Annotated in this window: 20 protein-coding genes; 8 read left to right on the forward strand and 12 right to left on the reverse strand. The window is 68.1% G+C overall.

The features are described from left to right. Positions 1-15: 15 nt before the first annotated feature. The 6 genes from purL to ACZ42Y_RS06245 all read right to left on the reverse strand — a co-directional run bounded on the left by purL (position 16) and on the right by ACZ42Y_RS06245 (position 4,537). On the reverse strand, positions 16-2,193 hold the full coding sequence (purL, locus tag ACZ42Y_RS06220; RefSeq protein ID WP_058370788.1) for a phosphoribosylformylglycinamidine synthase subunit PurL: 2,178 nt from the start codon (positions 2,191-2,193) through the stop codon (positions 16-18). After that, positions 2,193-2,870: a phosphoribosylformylglycinamidine synthase I gene (gene purQ, locus ACZ42Y_RS06225; protein ID WP_058370787.1), complete on the reverse strand. Its 678-nt coding sequence runs from the start codon at positions 2,868-2,870 to the stop codon at positions 2,193-2,195. The genes purL and purQ overlap by 1 nt, the downstream gene beginning before the upstream one ends. After that, positions 2,863-3,117 carry a phosphoribosylformylglycinamidine synthase subunit PurS gene (gene purS / locus ACZ42Y_RS06230; protein WP_058370786.1) on the reverse strand — a complete coding sequence of 85 codons (255 nt, stop codon included), beginning with the start codon at positions 3,115-3,117 and terminating at the stop codon, positions 2,863-2,865. Before purS ends, purQ begins: the two co-directional genes overlap by 8 nt. A gap of 7 nt (positions 3,118-3,124) precedes the next feature. Continuing rightward, entirely contained in the window at positions 3,125-3,865 is a 741-nt protein-coding gene (locus ACZ42Y_RS06235; protein ID WP_058371401.1) for a phosphoribosylaminoimidazolesuccinocarboxamide synthase, read from the reverse strand. Between the two features lie 61 nt (positions 3,866-3,926). Continuing rightward, positions 3,927-4,160, reverse strand: coding sequence for a hypothetical protein (locus ACZ42Y_RS06240; protein ID WP_464735290.1), 234 nt, complete (start codon positions 4,158-4,160; stop codon positions 3,927-3,929). A 44-nt stretch (positions 4,161-4,204) separates the two neighbouring features. Then, the gene (locus ACZ42Y_RS06245) at positions 4,205-4,537 is read right to left on the reverse strand and encodes a hypothetical protein (protein WP_464735291.1); all 333 of its coding nucleotides are present in this window, start codon (positions 4,535-4,537) and stop codon (positions 4,205-4,207) included. A gap of 452 nt (positions 4,538-4,989) precedes the next feature. Between ACZ42Y_RS06245 and ACZ42Y_RS06250 the strand changes: the two genes are divergently transcribed. Next, entirely contained in the window at positions 4,990-5,409 is a 420-nt protein-coding gene (locus tag ACZ42Y_RS06250) for an aldo/keto reductase (protein ID WP_058370784.1), read from the forward strand. Positions 5,410-5,525: 116 nt separating this feature from the next. On the opposite strand, the gene ACZ42Y_RS06255 is transcribed toward ACZ42Y_RS06250, so the two are convergent. The 4 genes from ACZ42Y_RS06255 to ACZ42Y_RS06270 all read right to left on the reverse strand — a co-directional run bounded on the left by ACZ42Y_RS06255 (position 5,526) and on the right by ACZ42Y_RS06270 (position 10,904). Beyond that, positions 5,526-6,011 carry a DUF1641 domain-containing protein gene (locus tag ACZ42Y_RS06255; RefSeq protein WP_058370783.1) on the reverse strand — a complete coding sequence of 162 codons (486 nt, stop codon included), beginning with the start codon at positions 6,009-6,011 and terminating at the stop codon, positions 5,526-5,528. Positions 6,012-6,033: 22 nt separating this feature from the next. Next, positions 6,034-7,212, reverse strand: a complete 1,179-nt coding sequence (locus tag ACZ42Y_RS06260) for an NAD(P)/FAD-dependent oxidoreductase (protein ID WP_464735292.1) — start codon at positions 7,210-7,212, stop codon at positions 6,034-6,036. Between the two features lie 335 nt (positions 7,213-7,547). Then, positions 7,548-9,446: an aldehyde ferredoxin oxidoreductase family protein gene (locus ACZ42Y_RS06265; protein WP_464735293.1), complete on the reverse strand. Its 1,899-nt coding sequence runs from the start codon at positions 9,444-9,446 to the stop codon at positions 7,548-7,550. Between the two features lie 66 nt (positions 9,447-9,512). After that, the gene (locus ACZ42Y_RS06270; RefSeq protein WP_058370780.1) at positions 9,513-10,904 is read right to left on the reverse strand and encodes a TIGR04013 family B12-binding domain/radical SAM domain-containing protein; all 1,392 of its coding nucleotides are present in this window, start codon (positions 10,902-10,904) and stop codon (positions 9,513-9,515) included. A gap of 171 nt (positions 10,905-11,075) precedes the next feature. Here ACZ42Y_RS06270 and wtpA point away from each other — a divergent pair, with 171 nt between their 5' ends. From wtpA to ACZ42Y_RS06285, 3 genes are read left to right on the forward strand one after another with little or no spacing between them, the layout of a single operon-like run. Continuing rightward, positions 11,076-12,101 (forward strand): tungstate ABC transporter substrate-binding protein WtpA, encoded by a 1,026-nt coding sequence (wtpA, locus tag ACZ42Y_RS06275; protein WP_464735294.1) that lies wholly within the window; start codon positions 11,076-11,078, stop codon positions 12,099-12,101. Further along, complete coding sequence (locus ACZ42Y_RS06280; RefSeq protein WP_236698133.1) at positions 12,073-12,885, forward strand: ABC transporter permease; 813 nt, start codon at positions 12,073-12,075, stop codon at positions 12,883-12,885. The genes wtpA and ACZ42Y_RS06280 overlap by 29 nt, the downstream gene beginning before the upstream one ends. Then, positions 12,869-13,594 carry an ABC transporter ATP-binding protein gene (locus ACZ42Y_RS06285; protein WP_058370777.1) on the forward strand — a complete coding sequence of 242 codons (726 nt, stop codon included), beginning with the start codon at positions 12,869-12,871 and terminating at the stop codon, positions 13,592-13,594. The genes ACZ42Y_RS06280 and ACZ42Y_RS06285 overlap by 17 nt, the downstream gene beginning before the upstream one ends. 59 nt (positions 13,595-13,653) lie before the next feature. Here the strand turns inward: ACZ42Y_RS06285 and ACZ42Y_RS06290 are convergent, their stop codons facing one another. Beyond that, positions 13,654-16,281, reverse strand: coding sequence for a radical SAM protein (locus ACZ42Y_RS06290; protein WP_464735295.1), 2,628 nt, complete (start codon positions 16,279-16,281; stop codon positions 13,654-13,656). Positions 16,282-16,675: 394 nt separating this feature from the next. Next, entirely contained in the window at positions 16,676-17,953 is a 1,278-nt protein-coding gene (locus ACZ42Y_RS06295) for an NAD(P)/FAD-dependent oxidoreductase (RefSeq protein ID WP_464735296.1), read from the reverse strand. A gap of 106 nt (positions 17,954-18,059) precedes the next feature. Between ACZ42Y_RS06295 and ACZ42Y_RS06300 the strand changes: the two genes are divergently transcribed. Genes ACZ42Y_RS06300 through porB form a run of 4 tightly spaced genes read left to right on the forward strand, consistent with a single transcriptional unit; the run spans position 18,060 to position 21,251 of the window. Beyond that, the gene (locus ACZ42Y_RS06300; RefSeq protein ID WP_083494502.1) at positions 18,060-18,734 is read left to right on the forward strand and encodes a 2-oxoacid:acceptor oxidoreductase family protein; all 675 of its coding nucleotides are present in this window, start codon (positions 18,060-18,062) and stop codon (positions 18,732-18,734) included. 35 nt (positions 18,735-18,769) lie between these two features. Then, positions 18,770-19,081: a 4Fe-4S binding protein gene (locus ACZ42Y_RS06305; protein ID WP_058371399.1), complete on the forward strand. Its 312-nt coding sequence runs from the start codon at positions 18,770-18,772 to the stop codon at positions 19,079-19,081. Positions 19,082-19,092: 11 nt separating this feature from the next. Further along, on the forward strand, positions 19,093-20,322 hold the full coding sequence (locus tag ACZ42Y_RS06310; protein WP_083494600.1) for a transketolase C-terminal domain-containing protein: 1,230 nt from the start codon (positions 19,093-19,095) through the stop codon (positions 20,320-20,322). Positions 20,323-20,330: 8 nt separating this feature from the next. Next, complete coding sequence (gene porB / locus ACZ42Y_RS06315; RefSeq protein ID WP_464735297.1) at positions 20,331-21,251, forward strand: pyruvate synthase subunit PorB; 921 nt, start codon at positions 20,331-20,333, stop codon at positions 21,249-21,251. Positions 21,252-21,255: the final 4 nt, after the last annotated feature.

The raw sequence follows: 21,255 nt of genomic DNA on the forward strand, positions 1-21,255 counted from the left end.
CACAAGGGCCCCTGCTCACCCCCGGGCTAGGCTCCTCTCGAGAGCAATCTCGTAGGCCTCGCGTAGCCCCTCCAGCGGGAGCCTGGATACCAGTCTCCCCGAGGACAGTAGCTCCACATAGTCACCGCCGGTCTCGCCCACCGGGCGGGCCCAGACCCCGAGCCTCCTCGCCTCCTCGAGCACCTCCCCCAGGCTCTCACGGGGCACCTCGAGGAGGTAACGGCCGGGGGTCTCGGAGAACCCTGCCTCGAGGAGGCTGCTGCACCGGGGGCAGAGCGCCCCGAGGTCTATGCTGGCCCCGGCGCCGCCGGCGACGGCCATCTTGGCTGCGGCGGCGGCCGCGCCCCCGAGCCCCACCGAGTGGGAGGCGGTGACTAGCCCCCTCTCGACGAGCCTCCTCACAAGCTGCGCCGCGGCCTTCTCCTCGCCGGGCCTGGGCTCCGGCGGGGCGCCCGCGGGCTCGCCCAGGAGGATCTCGGCCGCCTCGCTAGCGCCCAGCTCGGGCCTGGTCTCCCCCACCGCCACGAGGACGGCGTCGCCCTGGAGCGCCAGTCCCGTGGCGCGGCCGGCGTCGGCGATCCTGCCGACGACGAGGACGGTGGCCACCGGGTCCACCATGTGGCCCCTCTCGTCCTCGTTGTAGAGGCTTACGTTGCCCCCTATGAAGGGTATCCCCAGGCCCCTGGCCATCCAGGCGAGGCCGTCAACCATCCTCTCGAAGTACCAGAACTGCCTCGGCTTCTCAGGGTTCCCGGCGTTGATGTTGTCGAGCGCCGCCAGCGGCTCCCCGCCCACCGCGGCCACGCTGCGGTAGGCCTCCGCGAGGCTGAGGGCGGCGCCGCGGAACGGGTCCTGCCTCGTATACCTCGGGTTCCCTGCCAGCGCCGCCACGACGCCCCTGGCCGTGCCGTCCTGCAGCCAGAGGACCGCGGCATCCCCATGGCCCGGCGGGAGCCTGGTGCGGCCCTGGACGCCCCAGTCGTACTGCTCATAGACCCAGGCCTTGGAGGCCGCCCTGGGGCTGGAGAGGATCCTCTCGAGCAGCCGGCCCAGCTCCTCCTCCGCCACGCTGAGCCCGGGCAGCGGCCCGGGGGGCTGGGGCTGCTCCGAGCGCCTCTCCACCGGCGGGGCCTCGGCCGCCAGCTCCACGGGAAGGTCCACCACTGTCCTGCCCCTGTAGACCGCCCGGAGCCTGCCCGTGTCGTCGAAGTAGCCTATCACGCTCGCCTCGACCCCGTAGCGGTCGAGGATACGGAGCAGCTCGCCCAGCCTACCCTTCTCCGGCACCAGGAGCATGCGCTCCTGGCTCTCCGAGACCAGTATCTCAGCGGGGTCCATATCCGGCTCCCGGAGGTGGACCCTGTCGAGGTGCACGACGGCGCCGACCCGGCTGGAGGCCGCGGTCTCGGCCACCGCTGTGGCCAGCCCGCCGCCGCCCAGGTCCTTTACGTGGCGGAGGAGGCGGCGCTCGAAGGCCTCGGAGAGCGCGTCTATGAGGAGCTTCTCGAGGAACGGGTTCCCCACCTGCACCGCCGCTATGTCCTCCTCCCTCTCGCCCAGCGGGCGGCTGGCGAAGCTGCTCCCGAGCATCCCGTCCCTCCCGGTGGAGTTCCCCGCCAGCACCATGACGTCGCCAGGCTCCACCCTGCCGGGGAGGATGGCGTCGGGCCTGGCCACGCCCAGGCAGGCCACGTTGACCAGCGGCTGCCTCTCGTAGCTCGGGTGGAACCACGTCCGCCCGGCCACGGTGGGGACTCCTATCCTGTTCCCGTAGTCGCTTATCCCCCGGACTATGCCCCTGGCGAGCCACCTGGAGACGGGGGTGCGGAGGCTCCCGAGGTAGAGGGCGTCGAGCAGCGCTATGGGCCTGGCCCCGAGGCTGAGCACGTCCCTGACGATGCCCCCCACGCCGGTGGCCGCCCCGTTGTAGGGGTCCACAGCGGATGGGTGGTTGTGGCTCTCTATCCTGGCTACCAGGGCCACGTCGTCGAAGAGCTTGACCGCGCCGGCGTCCCTGCCGGGCCCGACCAGCACCCAGGGGGCCTCCGTGGGGAGCCTCCTCAGCAGCCTCTTGGTGCTCTTATAGCTGCAGTGCTCGCTCCAGGTGGCCTCGAAGAGGGCTAGCTCCTCCCTGGTGGGCTCCCTGCCGAGCCTGCGCCGTATCTCCTCCAGCTCCTCCCGCGTCAGCGGCATCACCAGCCCCTCCGCAGCGCTGCCCCGATGGACTCGAAGAGGACGCGGCCGCCGGTTCCCCGGCCCCTGGGCGTCTGGAGGGGGTGGGCGGCCCTCTCCGGGTGCGGCATTAGGCCCAGCACCGCCCCGTCCTGGCTACCCAGCCCCGCGATGTTGGCGACGCTGCCGTTGGGGTTCTCGAGGTACTCCAGCCAGGGCCTATCCCTCAGCAGGGAGCCGGGGTCTGGGTGGTAGTAGCGGCCCTCCGCATGGGCTATAGGCATCTCCAGCACCATCCCCTCCTCGGCCGCGAGGAGCCAGGGCCCCCGCGGCGCGTGGACCCGGACACGCGTCCAGCGGGCGATGAAGCGGCCGCTCTCGTTGGGGAGGAGCGCGCCGGGGAGTATGCCGGCCTCGACGAGCACCTGGAAGCCGTTGCATATGCCGAGTATGGGGGAGCCGGCCGCCGCGGCCTCCCGGAGCTGCTCGGCTGCTGGGCTCCAGGAGGCGAGTAGCCCGGCGCGGCCGTAGTCGCCGTAGCTGAAGCCCCCGGGCACCACGGTGGCGTCCCAGCTCCTCCAACTGTACTCGGTGTGCCAGACCACGTGGGCCTCCACGCCGGCTACCTCGCGGAGCATGTAGGCGGTCTCCTCGTCGCAGTTGGTGCCGGGGAACTTCACCACCGCGACCCTAGGCAAGGGGGATCACCAGGAGGCTGTGGACGGCGGGGTTGTAGAGCCGGGTCTCCCTGGCCATCTCCTCTACGAGCCGGGCCGCCTCCTCCCTTGACCCGGCCTCGACCTCGAAGACGAAGGCCTTCCCGGCCCTGGCGCCGAGGATCCACGTGTAGCCGAGCCTCCTCAGCTCCCCGGCCAGGGTCTCGCCCTCCGGGTCCCGGGCGGAGGGCTTATAGGACACCATTACCAGCACGCGGTGCCTCGCCAAGGCCTCCTCACTCCCCGCAGAGCCTCTCCGGGGCCCCGGCCAGCCTGGCCAGCTCCCTGTACGCCTCCACCAGCTCCTCCACGCTACCTCCCCGGCGGTAGAGCTCTTTGTCCAGGTGCCTGCCCTCGGCGTCGACGAGCCTCATCGTGTCGCCCGACACCTCGTCGACCACCACGAAGCCCCTCGGGGTCCTCGCCACCTCTATCTTGAAGTCTATGAGCCGGAGCCCCCTCCGCCTCCAGAAGGATTCGAGAACCGCGTCCACCCGGAGGGCGAGGCTCCGGAGCGCGTCCAGCTCGCTCCAGGAGAGGAGCCCCGCCTCCACCACGTCCTCCGGGAGCAGGAGGGGGTCGCCCCTCTCATCGTCCTTGAGGTGCAGCTCCACCAGCGGCCTAGAGAGCCGGGCCATGGGCTTGAGGAAGGGCATGCGCCTGACCATGGAGCCGTAGGCGTAGTTACGCACTATCACCTCGAGGGGGGCCACCTCGTGCCTCTCCACGAGGATCCGGGAGCCGCCCATGTAGCAGATGTAGTGGGTGCGCACCCCGTGCTCCTCGAGGAGCTCGAACATCCTGGCCGAGAGCCGGGCCGCGGCCTCCCCCTTGCCCGGCGCCGGGTCCCTCCTCCTCCCGTCGAACGCCGTGACCCCATCCTTGAACTCCATGACCGCCCTTCCGTCGCCGGCGTCTAGGACTCGCTTAGCCTTCCCCTCGTAGAGGAGCCGCCCGGGCCTCAACGTAACCCCCATGATTGGGGCTTGGCCGAGTAAGGGGTCTAAAAGCATTCCAGGATGAGGGAACCCCTCGCCTCTACTTGGCCAAGTATAGAGGATGGAGACTCGCGCTAGTCGCCCGGGGGCTCCGCCGCAGCCACCCCTGTCTCCACCGCCACGTCCCCGGCCTTCCCCAGCCGGCCCCGTGGAGCCGCGCGTAGTAGACGTAGGCGGCGTCGTAGACAGTGAGCCCCAGCTCGCCGGCGAACCTCTCCACGGCCTCCACGTCGCCGGGCTTTATCCTCAGCAGGGTGAGGCTCTCAGCGAGCACGGCAAGCGCCCGGGCCAGCGCGCCGCGCCTCCACGAGGGCAGCGTTAGCGGCCTCGTAGAGGGCCAGATCCAGTATGGCGGCCTCCTCGCGGAGTAGCCTCTCCGCAGCCCTCTCCACGCCACTCTCCTGCGCCATCTTCGCCAGCGGGTAGAGTGCCGAGGCGTCGAGTGTGATCAAGCCGGGCTCCTCCCCTAGGGGAGGCCTTCACCGCCTCAACCCGGTCGCCCGGCTCGAGGCCTCCGCCGGCCTCGGCGGCCCCGCGGAGGGCTTCGGCGAGCCTACGCCTCCTCTCCTCCTCCACCGCGCGGCGTATAGCCTCCACCACCCTGATGTCGATGCCCAGCCTCTCAGCCTCCTCCTTCAGCTCCCTGGGCACCCGGACGGAGACTACGGCGGTAGACACGGGGCCCCGTGTATACAGGGTGGGGGTGTATACAGGCTGTTAAGGCCTGCCGCCCGGCCCTACAGCCTCCCGCCGCTGCTGCCCCGCGGCCGGCATAATCCCCCGTGGAGGACCCTGGAGGCGGGTGCCGCCGAGGCCTTGCACGGGGTGCTGGGCAGGACCGGGCTGAGGGTCTCCAGGGTCGGGCTGGGCCTCTGGCAGGCCAGGTCGAGGCTCTGGGGCTCCCCTGGGGAGGGGCTGCGGGGCGCCCGGGAGGCGGTGAGGGGCCTGGCGGGCTACATAGGGGTCTCCAACTACCCCCAGCCCCTCCTCGAGAAGGCTATGCTCTGCACGCGGCGCCACGAGATAGCTGTGAACCAGGTCCACTACAGCCTCGGCTGCCGGGTGGCCGAGAACAGGCTGAAGCCCTTCATGGAGAGCCGGGGGTGGCTCTGCAGGCCTGGAGCCCCCTCGACAAGGGCGCGCTCGCGGGCAGGACCCGGGCCGACAACCCGGCCCGCCGCATGGACCCCGTGTTCAAGACCGTGGCGGGGGACAGGGTGCTCCAGGAGACGCTGGCGAGGGTGGCGGAGAGGCTCGGCACCAGCAGGGCCGTGGTGGCCCTCGCCTGGCTCGTGGCGAAGGGCGCCTTCCCCCTGGTGGGGGCTAGGAGGAGGAGCCACGCCGAGTCGGCCGCCGAGGCGGCCCGCCTAGACCTCCCCGGCTGGGCAGTCGGGGAGCTCGACAGGGCTAGCGGGCGGTACCGGAGCCTATGGGGCAGGTGCTGCAGCGAGCTGTCCTGGAGCCGCGTCCTCCCTGGGCTCCTCCAGGCCCTAGTCTTCAAGTACATACTCCGAGGCATATAGCCGGCCAGTCTTGCAGCAGCCGGGATGGGCACATAGATGATGCCCCTGGCCCCCGCCCTCCTCCCGGGGAAGGCCGGAGCCGAGGCCGGGCAGACGGGTAGAAAACTAGGGAGAGGCTACCCGCCCTTCTGCTCCTCGAACTTCTTCTTCAGCTCTAGGAGGCAGGCGCCAAGATGCTTAGCCATAGCTATCAGCAGGCCTATGCCATGCTGCACCTCCGGGTCGCGGAGCGCCCCCATGAGGCCTAGCAGCCCAAGAGGTTTGACCTCACTGGGCTTCAGCGATGCCATGGACTTCATGGTGCAGCTTGTTATCCCCTCAACGTTCAGCTTGGCTGAGACGACCTCCTCGGGCTCCAGGCTATTGATGCCCCGCGTGGCGCCATGCGTGAGGGCGAGCAAGCGGTAGAGCGTCGGATCGCGGCTGAGTATGGTAAACAGCTCATTGCTCTTCTCGGCTATGAACTTCAGCATATCCAGCATACCGCTTTTCTTGAGGTAGACAAGGGCCTCTATGATGTCCTCGAGAGCCTTCATACTCTCCTCGTCGAACTTGAGGGCCTCCTCTATAGTGCCCCTCTTCTCCCCAGCCTGGGAGGCCATAGTGCACCACCCGAGCCGGCTGCTACTTCATTGCGGCTATCCATGACTTGTAGAAAGCCTCCTTTACTATACGGAGCAGGGGGTTTGTGGCGGCTATATACCTGGCAGCCTTCCACTGGTCACTCTTCTCATCATATTTCATGTCGAACGCTATCATTATGCCTGAGGTCGCGCCGAAGTATCCGACAACCATGGTGCCCCTGGCGAACTCGGCCACCGGGTAGCCGCCGGTTATCTCGCTGATTATCTGGTCGGCTGCGTAGTCGGCTGCAAGATGCACCGGCACGCCTGCGCCCGGGAAGCCGAGAGGCGGCATGGAGTGCTCTCCCACCATGAATACGTCGTCGTAGTCTGGGTGGCGGAAGTTCCTGGGCCTCACCGGCGCCCACCTCGGATCCTGCTTGAGCTGGAAGCCCTCACTCCTGGCCAGGGGCTCCGGAAGCCTACTAGGAGGCACCTTAATCAACAAATCATACCTCTCCTCAACATTCCCCGCACGAACAACACCCCTCTCACCATCAACCTCGACATTACCGTCATGCATTACAACCTCTACCCCTGTCTCCTCCATCTTCTCCATCCATATGCGTAAGGTGTCGAGAACGCTGAGAGGCGGCGGCATCCTCTCCATCTTAGGCATCATCAAGGCCACCTGTGGCTTCACACCACGGTGCTTGAGGCTCTCAGCCAGCGTGGTGGCAAGCTCCATGGGGAACATTGGGCAGCGATGCTCGGCCTCTGGCACTAGTATGACTATCCTCCCGCCCTTGAAGCCCTCCAGGGCCTTCCTCATCTCCAGTGCTCCTTCGAGCGTGTAGCTGTGGTACCCGTAGCGGTCTAGGCCTGGGTAGGCCTCCCAGCCGTAGCGGACCCCCAGGCTCACGACGAGGTAGTCGTAGCCCAGCCTCCCACTCCTCTCAGTCTCAACAGCCCTCTCGCCGGCATCAATCCGGGTAACCCGGTCAACCAGCACCCTGAAGCCAAACCTCCTACCAGCATCAACAATAGAGGCGCGAACCTCATCCGGCACAGCAGTCCCGAAGGCAACATCGGCGTAGAGGGGGCGGAAGTCGTGCCAAGGCTCATCAGCCACAACAGTAACCTCGGAGTCAGCATTCATCTTCCTGAGGTATTCGGCGAGCCTGCGGGCGGCGACGTAGCCTCCGGAGCCGCCGCCTAGGATGAGGATGCGTTTAGTCACAGCCTAACACCTAGCTACTAGCCCGTTGCGTCATATTGACTGATTAGTAGCGCATTCAAATAAACTTATCCATATTTCTCTCTGCTTCTGCATTAATACATATATATCTTTTAATCCATAAATATCAATAATATCCCCATGGGGGTCGCGTGGATAGGGTCTCCAGCGACGCGGGTTCCGGCTGCACCGCCGCCGGCGGCAGGAACCGGGCAGGGGCGGCGGAAGCCCGGCGGAGAGGAGGGTACGGTAGCGCCTGGGGCTCGGCTCCCCGCTTCCGGTCACCGCCTCTCCCGGGCTCCCTCCTTCTAAGCCTCCTCACAGCCCCGGGCGGCGTGCTAGAGGGGTCTCCTCCGCCTCTCCACCTCCGCCAGCGTCTTCTCCGCGTCCTCCACCGCCCAGTCGAGGCCCAGGCGGCGCAGCGTCTCGGGGAGGGGGACGCCGTACTCCTCGTGGTAGCCTCTCCTCCTGTAGAACTCGCGGATCGCCTCCATGAGGTCGCTCCAGTCCAGCGCGGCCTTCTCGCCCTTCAGGGGGCCCTCCCTTATCGGCTCCATCCAGCGCTTGGGCGGCCGGTCGCCCTCCGGCACCCTGCCGGCCAGGGCCGCGTGTATCCTCGCCAGTGCCTCCGTCCTCCAGCCCACGAGCATCAGCTCCTCTATCTCGGCGTCCAGCCCGGTGACGGCGCTGTAGAGGGCCTGCACCTCCCCGGGCCGGTAGGGCACGAAGCTGCAGAGCCCCATGCTATCGAGCAGGGCCTTCCAGTCCCTGTCCCTCAGCATGCTCTCCACAGTCTCCCTGGCAGGGCCCTTGCTCGGCGGCTGATGGGGGCTGGGCCAGCCGCGGAGGTGGCTAGCGCCCACATCCGCGGTTGCGTAGCTCACCACCAGCCCCCTGCGGCCCCTCGGGTCCCAGGCCGCCGCCTCGAGGCCCTTGACGTGGACCGCCCGGTCGCCGCCGCGGCCCAGTATCCTGGAGGCCTTCTCAACGCCCTCTGCCAGCACCGCCCCTATCCCGCGGCGCTCTGCCACGAGGCGGGCCAGCTCGCGCACTGCCTCGGGGTCGCCGTGCCTCGGCTCCCTGGTGAGCCCGGCCAGCTCCTCCCGGGAGACGAGGCCCTCCTCGTAGAGCTCCATGAGCCAGGAGGCTGTCTCGCCGAAGCTTATGCTGTCCAGCCCCAGGCTGTTGATGAGCCACTCGGTGTAGAGCACCTCGTCGGGGTCAACCACCCCGGGGGCGAGGCCCAGCATGGCCAGGTTCTCGTACTCGGGCTTGACCACTATGTGCTCCAGGCCCCTCCTCCTCGGGGAGGCGAGCTTGCTGCACTTGACGGGGCAGCCCCAGCCCCAGAGGATGCCGGCGTACCTCCGGTAGACGCTCCTCGGCGCCTCCCGGGAGAGGATCTCGTCGCCGCTCAGCCTCCTGGCCTCCTCCTCGGGGAGCCAGTTCCTCCTCCAGTGCCAGCCGGGGCACATGCTCAGCCTGCTGCAGACCGAGACGCCGTCGTTGGTGCCGTAGCGGGCCCAGGCCCTGGTGGGCTCGTCGCCGCGTATCCTCTCGTAGACCTCCAGGTAGAGCTTCCTCCACTCCTCGGGCCTGGCTCTGGCGGGCACACTGCTCCCCCAGACGGCCACGGCCTTCAGCCCCATGGAGCCCATTACTGCTCCCAGCCCGCAGCGGCCGGCGGCGCGGAACCCGTCCACGATTATGTTGGCGTAGCGCACCAGCCTCTCCCCCGCGGGCCCTATGGCCGCGACGCTGGCGCCCAGCCTCGTCTCCTTCCTCACGGCCTCAGCTGCCTCCACCGCACCGCTACCCCAGAGGTGGCGGGCGGGCCTCACCTCGACCCCGCCATCCTCTATGTAGAGGTAGACGGGTTCCTCGGCCTTACCGTAGACAACTACCGCGTCGAACCCCGCCATCCGCAGCTTCCCGGCGAACACCTGGCCAGCGTAGCTGTCACAGAGGATGCCGGTCAGCGGGCTCTTGGCCAGGAACCCGGTCTTCGACGCGCCGGGCGCGTGGGTCGCCAGCGCCCCGGCGGCGATGACGAGCCTGTTAGCCGCCGGGTCCAGGGGGTCGGCGCTCGGCGGGATCAGCCTGTAGCCAAGGAGGTAGAGGAGCCCCTTCCCTCCGAGGAACAGCCTGGCCTCGCTCTCGCCCAGCTCCCGCGTCTCAACCCTCCCGCTGGAGAGGTCTATGAACGCTATCCTGCCGGCGTAGCCGGGGACGGGCACGGGCCGGAACACCCGGGGGTGGAGCCCCGGGGCCCCAGGGTAAAGAGGGCCCCATAGCCGGGACGCCTAGAGGCAGCGGGGGCCCCTGGAGAGGGATTCAGCCACCCCTGGCCCGGCGCCCGCGGCTGCCATCAGCCGGCTCCACCTGCTCCAGGCCCGGCTGCACGTCTCCCTAGCCTCTTCGAGGGGCCTAGGCTCCCTCGTGGGGGCCGGGTCGAGGGCTGTTAGGCAGTAGATCTCCGGGGCTATCTTCTCCTGCCACTCCCAGTCGCCCTCCACTACGCCGCGGCCCAGGAGCCTGCGGACCGCCTCCCGGTACCGGGGGTGCACCGGCCTCGGCCGGGCCCTGGCGAGAGGGGTGCCGGGGAGGGGTAGGAAGCTGTGGAGCCGAAGCCTCGCCCCCATGCCGGCCAGACGGTATATGACCTCCACGGTCGCCTCCACCGCCTCCTCGTCCTCGCCGGGGAGCCCGAAGATTATGTCCACCACCGCCTGGAGCCCGTGGCGGTGTATCAGCTCCACGGCTTCGAGCGCCTCCTCCACAGTGTGGCCCCTGCCAACGGCCTTGAGCACCTTGTCGCTGCCGGACTGGAGGCCCACCGACACCCTGCGGTTGGCGGCGTAGCGCTTCACCACGCGGAGGGCCTTAGGGGTGACGTACTCGGGCCTGGTCTCGCTGGGGAAGCTGCCCAGGTAGGGCTCCCCGCCCGCCTCCCTGACGCCGCGGAGCAGCTCCTCCAGCGCCTCCGGGTTCGGCTCGCCGGGCCGCGGCGACATGTAGGCGAAGCCTATGGGGGCTATGAAGCGTATTCTCCTCCTGCCCGCCTCGATGTAGGCCCTCGCCGCCTCCACGGCGCGGCCGGGGCTGCGGAAGCGCACCCTGGACTTGAAGAGCCAGGGGACCTGGCAGAACCTGCAGGAGTAGGGGCAGCCCCTCATTATCTCCAGAGGCGGGTAGAGCTGGTAGCGGCTGCTGTAGGGCCGGTAGTCGTCGAGGTCGACAAGCTCTATCCTCGTGACACGGAAGACGCCCCCGCCCTCCATGTAGGCTATGTTCGGGACCTCGGATATGTCCCGCTCCCCGAGAAAGTGCTCGGCGAGGGCCACGATAGCGTTCTCCCCGTCTCCCACCACGGCGGCGTAGACGCCGAGGCGGAGGAGCTGCCAGTAGGCCCCCTCCGCGTGGGGGCCCCCGGCCACCACTGGGTAGCGGGAGGCGGCCCCGGCGATCTCATCCATCAGCTCGAGGAACACTGGGGTGGAGACCCCGTAGAGCAGCACGGGGCGGTAGCCCTTCTCCTCCAGCCTCCTGGCCAGGGGGACCGGGTCCTCCTCGGCGAAGAAGAGGTCCAGGCCCTGGCCCAGCAGCCCGCTATCCTCCAGCGCCGCGGCCAGGTGGGCGAAGGCGTTGCGGGCCCCGTAGAGCGTCCGGGCCACCAGCGCGACTCTCTCCGGCAAGACCCCCTATACCCCTAGGCCCCTGGGGGCCTCCGACCCCTAGGCCCGGAAGGGGGTCTAGTATTGGAGTAAGGGATATAATAGATTGGGATTGGGGGAGCCGCCGGGCCAGGAGGAGCGCCGGGGTGGCGTGGCTTGCATAGCTCTAGACGCTTGATGTTAGCGGCCGCATTGGCTGCGATAGTCCTTGTGGCCGCCGTGGCCCTCCTGAGCCTCCGCATGGGGGCTGGGAGCGGCGGGGAGCTCGTCGTATTCACCGCCGGCTCGCTGAGGATCCCCCTGGAGAAGGTGGCGGAGGAGTACAAGAGGCTCCACGGGACGGACGTGATAATAGAGGCTAGCGGCAGCGTGGAGGCGATACGCAAGGTAACCGACCTGGGGAGGAAGGCCGACATCATAGCCGTGGCAGACTACAGGCTTATACCCAGGTTCCTGGTCCCCAGGTACGCGAGCTGGTACATAGCCTTCGCGAGCAACGAGCTGGTACTAGTATACACGAACCACTCCAAGTACCACGAGCTGCTCGAGAAGCACCCGGAGGAGTGGTACGAGATACTCTCGAGGAGCGATGTAAAGTGGGGCTTCTCCGACCCCAACAAGGACCCATGCGGCTACCGGGCGGTGGGCGCGATAGGCCTGGCCTCCCTATACTACCATAACGCATCGATACTAGGGCTGCTCACCAACAACACCAACATAGAGGTTAGGAGGATGGAGAACGGCACGCTGGAGCTGGTAGTCCCCGCGGACCTCGAGGTTAGGAGCGGCAGCAACCTGGTGGTGAGGCCCAAGAGCGTGGACCTCATAGCCCTCCTCGAGGCCGGTGAGCTGGACTACGCCTTCGAGTACCGCAGCGTGGCGGTGCAGCACCACCTCCACTACCTGAGACTCCCCCGGGCAATCAACCTGGGAGACCCCAGGGAGAGCAGCTTCTACAGCAGGGTGGTGGTCAGGATACTCTCGGGGACTGACAAGGAGACGGCAGTGGCCATGGCCCCGATAGTGTACGGCATAACCGTGCTCGATGACGCGCCGCACCACGAGGAGGCGGTAAGGTTCCTGAGGCTCCTGCTCGGCCCCTACGGCAGGAAGGTGTTCGAGGAGGCGGGGCAGCCCTTCCTTGAGAAGCCCCTCGCGTATGGCAGGGTGCCGGAGGAGCTTAGGAGCCTTGTCAGCCTCCAGGGCCAGGAGGGTTGAGAGGCTCCTCCTGGTTTTCGCCGCCTTCTCCTCGCTCGGCATGCTGTTCATACTCGCGCCCCTGGCAGCTCTCCTCGTCAGCGTGGACCCTGGGACATTCGCCAAGGTGTGGCTCCGCGACACCCCCTACGCGCGGCAGGCCTACCCCGCGCTGCTCCGGACCCTCGAGGCCTCCCTAGTATCCTCGACACTGCTGCTGGTAATCGGTATACCCCTGGGCTACCTGCTGGCCCGCAGCGAGTTCCCCGGGAAGAGGCTGGTCGAGGCCCTGGTGGACGTGCCGCTGGTAATCCCCCACGCCGTGGCCGGTATAATGATCCTGCTCGCCTACGGCCGCCGGGGGCTCCTCGGGGGCCTCGCAGCCGCCCTGGGGCTCCAGGTGGAGAACGGCTTCTGGGGCATAGTGGCCAGCATGATGTTCGTGTCCTTCCCGTTGATGGTTGACGTGCTGAAGCTGGGCTACGAGAGGGTCGGCGCCTCCCTGGAGCTCGTAGCCAGGAGCCTGGGGGCAAGCCCCTGGATGGTGTTCAGGAGGGTGACGCTGCCGCTCATACTGCCCCACATCGCCGCGGGCTTCCTCCTGTCATGGGCCAGGGCTATGAGCGAGGTCGGCGCGATACTCATAGTGGCGTACTACCCGAAAACAATAAACGTGCTGATATACGAGTGGTTTAACAACTACGGGCTAAGATACGCTGTAGCCCTCTCAGCCTTCGTAGTGCTCCTCTCCATCGCGGCTTTCACGGCGATAAGGGTGCTGACCCGCCATGATCACGGTGCGTAACCTCCGCGTAGAGCTGGGGGGCTTCACGCTGACCATACCGCGGCTGGAGGTGAGGGAGGGGGAGTACCTGGTGGTAATGGGGGCCAGCGGCGTCGGCAAGACGGTCCTGCTACACGCCCTCGCCGGCTTCATAAAGCCCGCTGAGGGCGAGATACTCGTCGACGGCCGGGACGTCACCAGCCTCCCCCCAGAGGAGAGGGGCTTCGCCTATGTTCCTCAGGATTATGGGCTTTTCCCCCACATGACTGTCTACGAGAACATTGCCTTCGGCCTCCGGGCCCGCCGCTGCCCCGGGGAGGATGTGGACAGGAGGGTGCGGGGGGTCGCCGGGGTCCTCGGGATAGAGCATCTCCTCGACCGCAGGCCCGCGGAGCTGAGCGGCGGCGAGAGGCAGCGCGTGGCGCTCGCCAGAGCCCTAGCAGTAGAGCCCAGGCTACTCCTCCTCGACGAGCCCACGGCCAACATAGACCCGGGCAACCGGGTCAGGGTGAGAGCCTTTATCCGAGAGCTTAGGGAGAAGCTGAGGTTCACAGCAGTACACGTGACCCACGACATAGTGGAGGCCCTGGAGCTGGGGGACTCGATAGCCTGCATGGAGAGGGGGAGGCTGACCGGCAAGTGCAGCGTGGACGAGTTCCTCGAGACGGAGTATGCGAGGCCCTACCTCGAGGAGCTGAAGCCGCTGCTGAAGCGCCTCGGCTACGCGTGACAGGAACCCGGGGGGCGAGGAAGGCCCGCAACGGCTGCTGCTCCTCGGCCCTGGGAGGGCTAGCCCTGCTCCCCCACCGCCCGGAGCGCCGCCCGGTAGGCCGCCTGGAGCGCTGCTGGCGGGTAACCGGGCCTCACCAGCTCCTCCCAGGGCCTCGGGCCCTTCCCGGAGGTGTAGGCGTCGAGGCTCACCCCTAGCCTCCTCGCCGCCGTCCATAGCTGGCCCAGCCTGCCGCCCAGCCGGGCCCACTCGGCCAGCAGCTCCGCCACCCTCTCGTCGCCCCTCGCCACCACCGCCTGGGCGTAGGCGTAGCGGTAGCTGAGAGCATCTACGCTGAGCACCTTGCTCTGGGCACGGCGGAGGATCCTAACCCTCCTCTCGTAGACCCTCCGGTCTATGAGGGGGTGGCGCTGGAGGGGCGTCCAGGGCTTCGGGACCAGGGGGTTCACGCTGACCCGTATCGCCTCCCTGGCGGGGGGCGCGCGGCGGCTCAGCCTCCGGAGCGCCTCGGCGTAGGCCTCCACGTCCCCGTCGCTCTCGCCGGGGAGGCCGAGCATGAGGTATAGCTTGACGTGCATCCTCCGGCGCCAGGCCAGCTCGGCGATCTCCTCGACCCTCTCCAGGGGTATACACTTGCCTATGCCGCGGCACAGCCTAGGGCTGAGCGTCTCCGGGGCCACAGTCACCACCCTCTGCCCGGCCCTGCTCATCAGCTCCACCCTGTCCTCGGTGAGCTGGTCGGCCCTCAGGCTGCCTATCGAGGCCTCCAGCCCCTCCCCGACGACCCACTCGAGGAGCCTGTCCGCACCCGGGTGGTCGAAGAAGCTGAGGGAGTAGAAGGCCACCCCGTTGACCTTGTTGGCCTCCACGCCCTCCTCTACGAGGCTCCTTATCCTCGCGGTGCTCCGGTGCCTGGCCGGGAGCAGGAAGTGGGCCTCCATGCAGAACCTGCACATGTGGGGGCAGCCCCTGCTGGCCTCGACCATGTAGGCCTCTCCCCAGGGCTCCCCGCTGCCGGGGACGCGGAACTGGATGGTCGTGTGGAAGGCCTCGTCCAGGCTGGCGACCACGGCCTTGTGGACGGGGCTGCTGCAGCCGGGGGCCAGGAAGCCAGTGCTGCAGGCCAGCTCCTCGGCGCCGCCTGGGCCCCCGCCGTGGAGGGCATCGAGGAGCCTCGGCACCGTCTCCTCTGCTTCCCCGACCAGCACCAGGTCGGCGAGGCCGAGCGCCACGGCAGGGTTCATGCTGGGGACGGGGCCGCCCACCGCGACCAGCGGGCCCCTCCCGCCCCTCCTGCGGCGGAGCGGCTCAATGCCGGCGGCCAGGAGGATGCGGGCGAGGGTGACGTAGTCTAGCTCGTAGCTCACGGGGGCGAGTATGAGGTCGAAGCTGGAGAGGGGGGAGCCGGTCTCGAGGCTCCTGGGGGGAGGCTCCTCCCCGGCCGTCGAAGCCGCCACGAACCTCTCGGCTACAGCGTAGTCGAGGCTGTTGATCATGTAGTAGAGGTTCTGGTAGGCCAGGCTGGCCACCGCAGCGCTGTAGACGGATGGGTAGACCAGGGCCACCCGGAGGCAGCCCCGGCACCGCTTCACCACTACACCGTGCTCCCTCAGCCGCTCCGGGCCTCCTGGCACCGCCGCTGCAGCCCTGCCCGTGGCCCCGCCGCCGGGACGCGAATATACCGTGGCCCCGGGGCCTCTACCGCCCCGTCGCCGGCGCGAGGGGGCACAGCGGGTCCGGGGCCGGGAGGCGGCCCCAGCGGAGCATTGCCCTAGCGTAGCAGCCCCCGCGGCAGCGGGGGCGAGGGGGCAACCCCTACACTCCCTGGGCACGCTGTGGGTGAGCTTGTTCAGTGGGTGGCTCTGCAGCTTCTCCCAGGCCCTCCGGAGCCCCTCCTTCGCCGCGTCAGCCACCACTACGCCCAACACGTCGCAGAGCACAACCTTGCCCGACGGCGTTATATCCATGACGGCCCAGTCCCTGCAGTTGCTGGCCCTCAGGTGCTTGGCCCAGGGCAGGGCCTCGACGAAGGGGGCGCACCAGGCCGAGACCGTTACGCCGAGCCTCTCGGCTGCCTCCTCCGCGCCGCGGAGGGCCTCAAGGAGCTCCCTTGAGGAGATGTAGCTGCGGGTCTCCACCGCCCTGCCCGAGGGCATCGCCGGGATGATGGAGACGCTTGCAGCCCCCAGCCCAACCGCCGTCTCGACGGCCTCGCCCACCCTCCTGTAGTTGAGCCGGGAGACCGGGATGTTGACGTGGAAGCCCAGGCCGTGGCGCCGGGCCGCCCCCAGGCCCCTGAGGAACCTCTCCCAGCTCCCCGGGCCCTTCGCCGCCTCGTAGACCTCCCTGGGCCCGTCGAGGCTGGTGTAGAGGAGCACCCCGAGCCTCGCCAGCTCCCCCGCAACGCCGTCGCGGAGGAGAGCCATGTTCGTGAAGAGGCTCGCCTCTATGCCCGAGTCGACCGCCGCCGCCAGGAGCTCCAGTATGTCGCCGCGGAGGAGGGGCTCGCCCCCAGTGAGGTTGATATGCGCGACCCCCAGCTCGGCCGCCTCCCCCACCAGGCGGAGCGCCTCCCCGGTGGAGAGCGGCCTCTCACCGAGGTAGCGGGCGGCGTAGCAGTAAGGGCAGCGGAGGTTGCAGGCGGCAGTCACTATCCAGACTATCCACTCCGGCCCCTCGCAGCCCAAGACCCGTCCAGCCCATCCAGCTCGGGGCGGCTGGCCCCCTCTTCTACCCCCAGCCTCCCCGGGGGGCCGCGGGGCCATCGCGTTACAAAAATTATAAATATAAAAAGGAGCGCCCCTGGAGCGCCCGCGGAGGGGCGGGGAGGAGGCCCGTTAGGGGGCCTCCTCCCTGGCGCCGCCCCGCACCCCCTCTACTGCTGCTGGCCCTCACTCTCCTTGGACCGCTTGGACCTCTTCTTCTTCTGGGCCATGTAGGCCACCTCCCTCAGTCTTAGCGTGTGGGAGGGGGAGGGGGGGTCCAGGCTATCTAGTGTTCACTTAATCACGCATGCCCGGAAAGGGGTATCTACCCCCGCATGGGGCCGCCGGCGCCCACCCCCCGCCCGGCGCGGCGGGGCTAGATGACGAGCCTCTCCTCCTCCACTCTCCTGCTCCTGGTGCCTAGTATGCTCGCGTCCACCTCCTCTCCGCCGTAGAGCGCCGCCCTCTTCTTGCCCAGGGCTAGGGAGGCAGCTATCCTGCCGACCGCGTCGGCCTTCATTATCCCGCTGCCGCTTGTGCCGGCCGCCGCCACGAGCCCGGGCTCGGACAGCACGACGGGTTGCCCGTCTATGGAGATGTCGTAGAACCCCGCCCAGGCCGAGGAGGGCCGCGCGTTCTCGAAGGCCGGGAGGTAGTTGTGGAGCACCGGGTAGATGCCGTACTCGTAGAAGTGCTCCTCGGGCTGGGGGTCGGGCTCCCAGGAGAAGGGCCTGCCCAGGTGGTCGGAGGCCCCAACCCAGAAGGCGTTGTCCTCGGGGGCGGGGCGGATGTAGACGCCTTTCGGCAGGAGGATGAAGGGGGCGAGCCCGAGGCTGTTGAAGCCCTCGGCGTGGAGCAGCCTCCGCAGCTCCGGCCGGTCGGCGCGTATGACGAAGACCTGCCTCTTCTTCGGCTTCGCGTGTATATCCACGCCCACAGGGTCGAGGAGGAAGGGGGTCTCAGCACCCCCGGCCACTATGGTTACGTCGGCCCTTATCTCGCCCCTCGACGTGGCCGCGCCCACCACCCGGGCCTTCTGCCAGGGGAGGGGCTCGCCGGGGACCCCCAGGGGCTGCTCCGGCTCCACCAGTATCTTCTCCACCCTGGTGTTGTAGAGGGCCTCAACGCCCATCTCCCCTATCCTCCTGCTGTAGTACTCCACCAGCCTCTCGGGCCTGATTATGCCCGCGTTCTCGGCCAGCACGCCCACGTCTATGCCGGGGAGCTGCATCAGCTCCGCCTCCTCGCCGCCCGGCCTCGTCCTGAGGCCCAGCAGTTCCTCTAGCTCCTCGGGGCTGTAGACCCGGTAGCCCAGGCCGCGGCGCCGCAGCTCCTCGAGGACCGGCGCGAGGGCCTGGTGCTGCTCCTCCGTGAGGAGGAAGAGGTAGCCCGTGAACCTCATCCCTAGGTCGAAGCCCTCCCTCTCCTGCACCTCCCTGTAGAAGGCTACGCTGCTAGCCGCCAGCGCCATATTGGTCCTGGATGTGAAGAACGCGCGGAAGGCGGCGGCGCTCCTGCCCGTGTCGCCGTGGCCGGGGCCGGGGTGCTTCTCCACCAGGAGGACCCGGCAGCTGGGGCACAGCCTCTTGACGTGGAAGGCGGAGGAGAGCCCGATTATCCCTGCCCCAACTACGAGCACGTCCACCCTGGTCATAGCAGTGCATCCCGCGCCCCTTCTACGGCCCCTCACCCATGCTGTGGGCCGGCGGGGGGAGCCTACGGGGGGTGGTCTACCAGTGGGCCAACTATAAATATCGAGCATGGTGCCGCCCAAGCCCCGGGGCGTGGAGCAGGCCTTGCCTACAACACCGCAGGGCGGCGGCTTCCTAGAGGCGCTGCGGAGGACCGTGGAGATACGCTTCCACGGCCGCGGCGGCCAGGGGGCGGTGACGGCCGCCTCCATACTCGTGAGGGCGGTGCAGCTGGAGGGCAAGTGGGGCCAGGCTATCCCCAGCTTCGGCGCCGAGAGGAGGGGCGCCCACGTCCTAGCCTTCGCCCGGGTGGCCGACCGGCCGGTGCCGGTCCACAGCATGGTGCGGAGGCCCCACGTGGTAGTGGTGCTCGACCCCTGGCTCCTCGAGACCGAGAGGGAGAAGGTTCTGGAGGGCATGAGGCCTGGGGCCACGGTGGTGGCCAACCTGCCCAAGCCCGTGGACCTCGGCGTCGAGGGGCTCCGGCTCTACTGGGTCAACGCCACGAGGATAGCGGAGGAGCTGGGCCTCGTGGTGGCGGGCTGGCCGGTGGTGAACACGGCCATGCTGGGCGCACTGGCCAGGGCCACCGGCATAGTGTCGATAGACTCGGTGGCCAGGGCCATCCGGGAGCACTGGAGCGGCAGGCCCCGGGTGGCGGATCTCAACGCCGAGGCCGCCAGGCGCGCCTACATGGAGACCGGGGAGGCGGTCCAGAGGCCCGTGGAGGTGGCCGGGCTGTGACCGCGGAGGCCTCGGGGACCCGGAGGCCGGGGGAGGTGGCTGCCGTTGACCCGGCGGGCCACGCGCTCCCCATAGCGGTGGCTGGGCGTGGCTCGGCCGGGCGCACCGGGTCCTGGAGGGTCAAGCGCCCCGTCCTCCGCCCTGAGAAGTGCACCGGCTGCTACCTCTGCTGGATCTACTGCCCCGAGGATGTGATAGACATGAGGGAGGGCGCGGGCCCTAGGGGCCAGGCGATACCGGTGATAGAGTACGACTATTGTAAGGGCTGCGGCGTCTGCGCCATGGCCTGCCCCACCCACGCTCTCGAGATGGTTGACGAGGAGGAGTTCCTCCAGCGCGAGGGGTGAGGCCCGTGCCCGTGGTCACGAGTCTCCGCGGGAACGAGGCGGTCGCGTACGCGGCCAAGCTGGCCCGCGTCGAGGTGGTGGCGGCCTACCCCATAACCCCCCAGACCATAATCGTCGAGAAGATCGACGAGCTTATCTCCAGCGGCGAGATGGACGCCGACTTCATCGATGTCGAGAGCGAGCACAGCGCCCTCGCCGCCGCCTACGGCGCCGCCGCGGGGGGCGTCAGGGCGTTCACCGCCACCAGCAGCCACGGGCTAGCCTACATGTATGAGATGCTCTGGTGGACGGCCGGCAGCAGGATCCCCCTGGTAATGGCCGTGGTTACCAGGGCCATCGGGCCGCCCTGGAACATTCACGTGGAGCACGCTGACATAATGAGCACTAGGGACACGGGCTGGCTGATCTCAATGGCCGAGAACAACCAGGAGGCCCTAGACCTGACGATAATGATGTTCCGGGTGACCGAGGACCCGAGGGTGTATCTTCCCGGGATAGTCGGGCTGGACGGCTTCATACTCAGCCACACCGTGGAGCCAGTGGAGCTGCCCGACCAGGAGACCGTGGATGAGTTCCTCCCGCCCCGCCGCCAGCCCTACGTGATACAGCCCCGGGAGAAGATCGCGATGGGCAACCTTGTGCCCGACGAGTACTTCGAGGAGCTGAGGATGGACATGCACCGGAGCATGGCCAGGGCCAGGGAGGTGATAAGGGAGGCCGGCCGGGAGTACGGGAAGCTGACGGGGAGGAGCTACGAGAGCCTCATAGACTGCTACCGTTGCAGCGACGCCGACGTGCTGGTGGCCGGCATAGGCTCGTGGATGGGCGACGCGAAGATAGCTGCCGACATGCTTAGGGAGAAGGGGATACGCGCCGGGGTGCTGAGGCTGCGGTGGATCCGGCCCTTCCCCTGGGAGGAGGTCCGCGAGGCAGCCATAGGCAAGAAGCTCGTGGCCGTGATGGATAGGAGCATCTCCTTCGGCCACGCCGGGCCGCTGTTCCTGGAGCTGAGCAGCGCCCTGGAGGCGAGGCCTAGCATGGTAGGGGTGCCGGCCGGGATAGGCGGCGTCGATATCTCCTACGAGGACATAGCATCTATAGTGGAGCATGCTTACAGCCTGGTGGAGGAGGAGGGCCGCGTCTACATACCCGCCTACTGGTACCACCTCGGCAAGTTCCACCCCATGCCCCCGCTCGAGCACCCCGTGAGGGGGGAGAAGCTGCGGGAGGCCCGGAGGTGAGCCCCGGGATGGCTATAAACATACGTAAGCTACCCAAGGAGAAGTACGTTATGCCCGGCAACGCCGCGTGCCCGGGCTGCCCGGAGACCATGGGGTTCAGGTACCTCGGCATGGCGCTCGGCGACAAGGCTGTGGTAGTGATCCCCGCTGGCTGCAGCTCCGTCATACAGGGCATGTGGCCCCGGCAGGGCTGGGGGCTCCCGGTGCTCAACATAGTGTTCGCCGCCGGCGCTTCCGCCGCCAGCGGGCTTGCCAGGGCGCTCCGCCGCAGGGGCGTGGACGCGCAGGTGGTTGTCTGGGCCGGGGACGGCGGCACCGCTGACATAGGCCTCCAGGCCCTCAGCGCCGCCGCGGAGAGGGGCGAGGACATAATCTACATCTGCGTCGACAACGAGGCCTACATGAACACGGGTATCCAGAGGAGCGGGCTCACCCCCTACGGCGCCTGGACCACGACCACCCACCGGGGCAAGAAGGAGTTCAAGAAGCCCATGCCACAGATAGTAGCCGCCCACAGGGTCCCCTACGTGGCTACCGCAAGCGTGGGCTACCCCTGGGACTTCATAGCGAAGCTGCGCAAAGCCGCCAGCATAAGAGGGTTCAAGTACATCCACCTCCACGCCCCCTGCCCTGTGGGCTGGAGGTTCGACCCAAGCCTGACCGCGAGGATAGCCCAGCTGGCGGTCGAGACGGGGATGTGGATACTCTACGAGTACGAGAACGGCCGGCTGAGGCTCAACCCGCCGAGCAACAGGCTGCTAGACCCCTCGAAGAGGAAGCCCGTGGAGGAGTACCTCAAGCTCCAGGGCAGGTTCCGCCACCTGACCGAAGAGGACATCAAGAAGATCTACGAGGAGATAGAGGCCAACTGGCGCGAGATAAGGGCGATGCTCAAGCTCCAGGAGCTGGAGGAGCAGGACAAGCTCTAGCACT

Source organism: Pyrodictium brockii, assembly GCF_055379715.1.